Source organism: Lactiplantibacillus garii, assembly GCF_003885105.1.
In the GTDB taxonomy this organism is placed as follows: domain Bacteria; phylum Bacillota; class Bacilli; order Lactobacillales; family Lactobacillaceae; genus Lactiplantibacillus; species Lactiplantibacillus garii.
In genome coordinates this window covers 1-4,801 of the sequence record NZ_QWZQ01000079.1, presented here as the reverse complement: position 1 = coordinate 4,801, position 4,801 = coordinate 1, and the positions used below count along the sequence as shown (strand labels likewise).

The following is a 4,801-nucleotide window of genomic DNA, read 5'->3' as shown; positions in this document are numbered from 1 at the left end:
GATATAGAGTACATTACTGTTCATATTAGTTAAGTGTTAGTACTTTATTAACTAATAATATACCCCGCCGATTAAGATAATGGGTTAATCATATCGGGCTTGAAACGCTGATTTGACGGCGATGTAACGGTTTTGTAACAATCCCAGCAGAGACATTGACAAATAGGCCTGCCATGCTAAGTTTATATATGAATTCATTAATTTGATTATTTTTTTATAAAACATCGTTTCAATTAATGAGGGAGTAATTAATTTCAAAATGGAGCGTGGATGATGGATCAAGCAGTAAACTTTGACTTTTTTATTCGGTTAGTCCGAAAGTATTGGCGCGCAATTCTCGGCTTTACCGTGGCCGGGGTGGTCATTGCCGCGGGACTGACGTTCTTTGTGATCACGCCGAAGTACCAATCCAGCGTGCAGATCTTAGTTAACCGGCGGAATACGAACGCCGCTACGGAATATGCGGGCCAACAGGCGGATGTTCAAATGATTACCACTTATAAAGAGCTGATTACCAACCAGGTCGTTTTGAGCCCGGCTCAAAAGCAGTTACGGCAAAAATACGGCATTAAACGTTCGTTAAGTGCCTTAAAAGACGAAGTTAGCGTGACGAGTACGACTAATTCACAAGTGTTTTCAATTGCGGTGAAGGATAACAGCGCTGCATCCAGCTCAATTATCGCTAACCAGGTGGCGCGCAGCTTTAAGCGCCAGGTTAAAAAAATTATTAAGGTCAACAACGTGACCATTGTCGCGCCGGCGGAAGTTCCAACTAGTCCGGTTTCACCGCGCAAAGCGATTAACCTGTTAGCGGGACTAGTTGTCGGGGTACTCCTTGGTTTCATGTACGCAAGCATCCGGGTCTTGACCGACCGCCGGGTTCACGACGTGGAATTCTTGACCGACGAACTGGGGTTAGTGAGCTTAGGAATCGTTAACCACCAACACCGACACTCGTTGAAACACCAAAAAGCGAACCTGGAACGGCGTCAAAAGGCGCCGGCACGGGTGGTCAAGCAAAACGGTAGCACCGGTAACGCGCGTGCTAGTCGTCGAGTATAGGGGGATAAGGGATGTTTAAACGTAAAAAACAAGCGGTCACGACGACCAACGCCATTAATCTCACCACGGTTAATGAGCCGATGTCCGTCATTACCGAGCAAATTAAAACGATTCGGACTAACGTCAACTTTGCGGCCAACGATGTTAATTTACGGACATTGATGGTCACTTCCGCTATGCTGGGGGAAGGCAAGTCGACGGTCAGTGCCAACCTGGCCGTGGAATACGCTAAGGAAGGCATGAAGGTGTTACTAGTCGACGGCGACTTACGGCGACCGACGATCCACAAAACGTTCGGACTGGTTAACCAGCGGGGACTCAGTTCGTGGCTTGCCAACCAGGTGGACGACGTGAACGACGCCATCCATCCAATTATGGATAACCTATTCGTGATGACCAGCGGGCCCAAGCCACCGAACCCGGCGGAACTGTTAGGCGGTCTAAAAATGACCGACTTTTTGACGACGGCGACCCGGAAGTTAGACTTAGTCATCGTGGACGCACCGCCGGTCCTGCCAGTTACTGATTCACAATTACTAGCAAGTAAGGTGGACGGAACGGTCTTGGTTGTACGCCAAAACGTCGCGCAAAAGGCCGCCGTTCGCGACGCCATGACGACCCTTAAGCGGTCTAAGGCGAACTTGTTAGGGGCCGTGCTTAACGACGTTCAGGACCATTCGCACCGCGGTTATTATGGTTACCAGGACGGTTACGGGTACTACAACAATGAAGAAAAATAGTTACGTTGACTTACATTGCCACATTTTACCGAAAATCGACGACGGGTCACCGTCGCTAGCAACGTCTTTAGATTTGGCACGGCAGGCGGTGGCGGACGGAATCGGTACGATTTTAGCGACCCCGCACCATATGGATCGGCACTACCGCAACCATGCGGTGGACGTTGAGGCGGCCGTCACGGCGTTTCAACGGGAATTGGATCAGCACCAGATTCCGTTGAAAATTTATGCCGGTCAGGAAGTCCACCTCAACGGTCATTTAATGGATCACTTGGATGATTTGTTGGGTATAGATACCCGTAGTAACTATTTACTATTAGAATTACCACACGAAATGGTGCCCAGTTACGTGGACGAAATGATTTTTCAGCTATCGTGCGCGGGAATCACGCCGGTAATTGCGCACCCGGAACGGAACGCGCAGTTGATTGCGGAACCGCAGCGACTTTACGAGTTAGTTAAACAGGGGGTATTAGCACAGGTCACGGCAACGAGCTTAGTGGGCACGTTTGGGGGACGGGTCCAACGCACGGCGAAGGAGTTCGTCAAGTGCGGGTTGGTACAGGTGGTCGCGTCGGACGCGCACGCCCTGACCAACCGGGAGTTCGCCATGACTAAAGCTTACAAAGTCTTGTCAGAAATGAATTCTGAATATCCCGATCAGTTTGAACAAAACGCTCGAGATCTGCTTAACGGTGAAGACGTGGCCGTACCGGCCATTACCATACCCCGTAAGCAGCGGAAATTCTGGTTATTTTAAAAGGAGCGTTATTTAAATGAAAGCATTAGTTACTGGAGGAGCAGGTTTTATTGGGTCCCATCTCGTGGATCATTTAGTTGAACAAGGAATGGAAGTCGTGGTGGTGGATGATTTGTCCATGGGCGCGCTACATAATATTAAACACCAAGACGACGTCACGATTTACGTGAAGGACGTCCGTGACGGGCTCTTTATGCAACAAATGTTGCAGGAGGAACGCCCGGATTACATTTACTTCTTAGCGGCCGTTGCCAGCGTTGCCGACTCCATTGAACGGCCGGCAGAGACGCACTCGGTCAACCATACGGCGGTTTTTCAAATGTTGGAGTACATTCGTAAAACCGAAATGCCCATCAAGCAGTTTTTATTCACCTCTTCAGCCGCCGTTTACGGGAACCTGCCAGAACTGCCTAAACGTGAAGACTCCCGGGTAGACCCGCTCTCGCCATACGCCATCGATAAGTACGCGACGGAGCGCTTTGTCCTGACTTATGGTGAGTTGTACGACTTACCAACCGTGTGCGTCCGTTTCTTTAACGTTTACGGACCAGGTCAGAACCCGGCGTCACCGTATTCCGGTGTACTGTCAATTTTGACGGATTGTTTTGAAAACCAAAAACCGTTCACCCTTTACGGGGACGGCAAACAGACCCGGGACTTCGTCTACGTGGAAGACGTTATTCAGGCCCTCTTACTGATTACCAAACGAGAAGCGCGGGACCAGGTGTTTAACGTGGCTAACGGTGGTGAAACGAGTTTGAATAGCATTATTCAAACCTATGAAGAAATTACCGGGCAGACACTAACCATCAACCAAGCGGCGGGCCGGTTAGGCGAAGTTAAACGGTCGGTGGCCAACATTGGTAAGTTAGTTGACCTAGGGTACACGACGAAGTGGTCCTTAAAGGATGGATTAACCAAGTACTGGGAGGGAGCTCAACATGCGACAAGTCGAAGCTAGTGAAACGGTGAATACGAAAGTTCAAACTGCAGGACTCAACTATCAATTTGTCCAAATGATTGGAACACCGGTTTCCGGCATCAGTATGGTGGTTAAGCGAATTTTTGACCTGGTCGTTGGGCTAGTTGGTACGATTATTAGCGCACCGATTATTTTGGTGTTTGCGATCATTGTCAAACTGACCTCTAAGGGGCCCGCACTTTATAAGCAAGAACGGGTCGGCTTCATGGGGAAGACGTTTAAGGTCATCAAGTTACGTTCAATGCGGCAAGACGCTGAAACCAAGACTGGTGCGGTGTGGGCACAAAAGAACGACCCCCGCATCACCCCGGTTGGACGCTTTATGCGCAAGACCCGGGTCGACGAACTTCCCCAATTTTGGAACGTTTTAATGGGTGATATGAGTTTAGTCGGTCCCCGTCCAGAACGCCCAGTCCTAACCGAAAAATTTAGTCAAAATAACGCTGAATTTCCGAAACGGCTGCGCATCATTCCTGGAATTACTGGTTATGCACAAATTAACGGTGGTTACGATATCACACCGGATGATAAGTGCAAGTTGGATAACTACTACATCGAACACTATTCATTGTGGTTTGATGTGAAGATGTTGTTTGGGACAGTAAAAATTGTAGTGACAGGCGACGGAGCACGATGAGAAAATTAGCTGTGAAAAAACTTACTTCACTGAATTCTTTTTCATACACAGGATTAATGTCTGTTTATGAGAAAGAACGAGGTGACTTACTGGAAAAGGCATTTGAATCAATATTGAATCAGACAATCTTACCTGCATATTTTGTACTGGTTAGAGATGGCATATTGCCACAACGATTGAATGATGTTATAAATGCTGCTAAGAATAGTTTCATACGAGTAGGAATTGAATTTATTGAATTGACAAATGCCACTAATTTAGGATTGGGAAAATCCCTGAATAAGGGTTTAAAGGCGTGTCCGACTGAACTAGTTGCACGTTTTGACTCTGATGATGTAAATCTACACAATAGAATGGAAAATACATTAGCATATTTTTCGGCAAATTCCAACATTGCGGTTGTAGGTGGGCAAATTTCTGAATGGGATGTCAGTCCTGATTTGTCTACCGGAATACGACAAGTGCCGACATCTTATGAAGCCATTAAAAACTTGGCACAAAGACGGAATCCATTTAATCATATGTCAGTAACATTTAGAAAATCAGTTATTAATTCAGTTGGTAGCTACCAGAATGTATTATTATTTGAGGATTATTACCTATGGATTCGTGTAATACAA

General features: G+C 47.1%; 6 protein-coding genes. All 6 read left to right on the top strand.

The window, feature by feature from the left end; genetic code table 11:
- Positions 1–273: 273 nt before the first annotated feature.
- The gene (locus D1831_RS13715) at positions 274–1,062 is read left to right on the top strand and encodes a YveK family protein (protein WP_225422903.1); all 789 of its coding nucleotides are present in this window, start codon (positions 274–276) and stop codon (positions 1,060–1,062) included.
- 11 nt (positions 1,063–1,073) lie between these two features.
- Entirely contained in the window at positions 1,074–1,802 is a 729-nt protein-coding gene (locus tag D1831_RS13710; RefSeq protein ID WP_125073401.1) for a CpsD/CapB family tyrosine-protein kinase, read from the top strand.
- The gene (locus tag D1831_RS13705; RefSeq protein WP_125073400.1) at positions 1,789–2,562 is read left to right on the top strand and encodes a tyrosine-protein phosphatase; all 774 of its coding nucleotides are present in this window, start codon (positions 1,789–1,791) and stop codon (positions 2,560–2,562) included. Before D1831_RS13710 ends, D1831_RS13705 begins: the two co-directional genes overlap by 14 nt.
- A 16-nt stretch (positions 2,563–2,578) precedes the next feature.
- Entirely contained in the window at positions 2,579–3,523 is a 945-nt protein-coding gene (locus D1831_RS13700) for an NAD-dependent epimerase/dehydratase family protein (protein ID WP_125073399.1), read from the top strand.
- Positions 3,504–4,181 carry a sugar transferase gene (locus D1831_RS13695; RefSeq protein ID WP_125073398.1) on the top strand — a complete coding sequence of 226 codons (678 nt, stop codon included), beginning with the start codon at positions 3,504–3,506 and terminating at the stop codon, positions 4,179–4,181. The genes D1831_RS13700 and D1831_RS13695 overlap by 20 nt, the downstream gene beginning before the upstream one ends.
- On the top strand, positions 4,178–4,801 hold a 624-nt coding region (locus tag D1831_RS13690; RefSeq protein WP_125073397.1), incomplete at its 3' end, for a glycosyltransferase. The genes D1831_RS13695 and D1831_RS13690, both read left to right, overlap by 4 nt.

Coding starts and splice junctions, on each gene's coding strand:
- D1831_RS13715 (WP_225422903.1), top strand. CDS start 274: ATGGATCAAGCAGTAAACTTTGACTTTTTTATTCGGTTAGTCCGAAAG.
- D1831_RS13710 (WP_125073401.1), top strand. CDS start 1,074: ATGTTTAAACGTAAAAAACAAGCGGTCACGACGACCAACGCCATTAAT.
- D1831_RS13695 (WP_125073398.1), top strand. CDS start 3,504: ATGCGACAAGTCGAAGCTAGTGAAACGGTGAATACGAAAGTTCAAACT.
- D1831_RS13705 (WP_125073400.1), top strand. CDS start 1,789: ATGAAGAAAAATAGTTACGTTGACTTACATTGCCACATTTTACCGAAA.
- D1831_RS13700 (WP_125073399.1), top strand. CDS start 2,579: ATGAAAGCATTAGTTACTGGAGGAGCAGGTTTTATTGGGTCCCATCTC.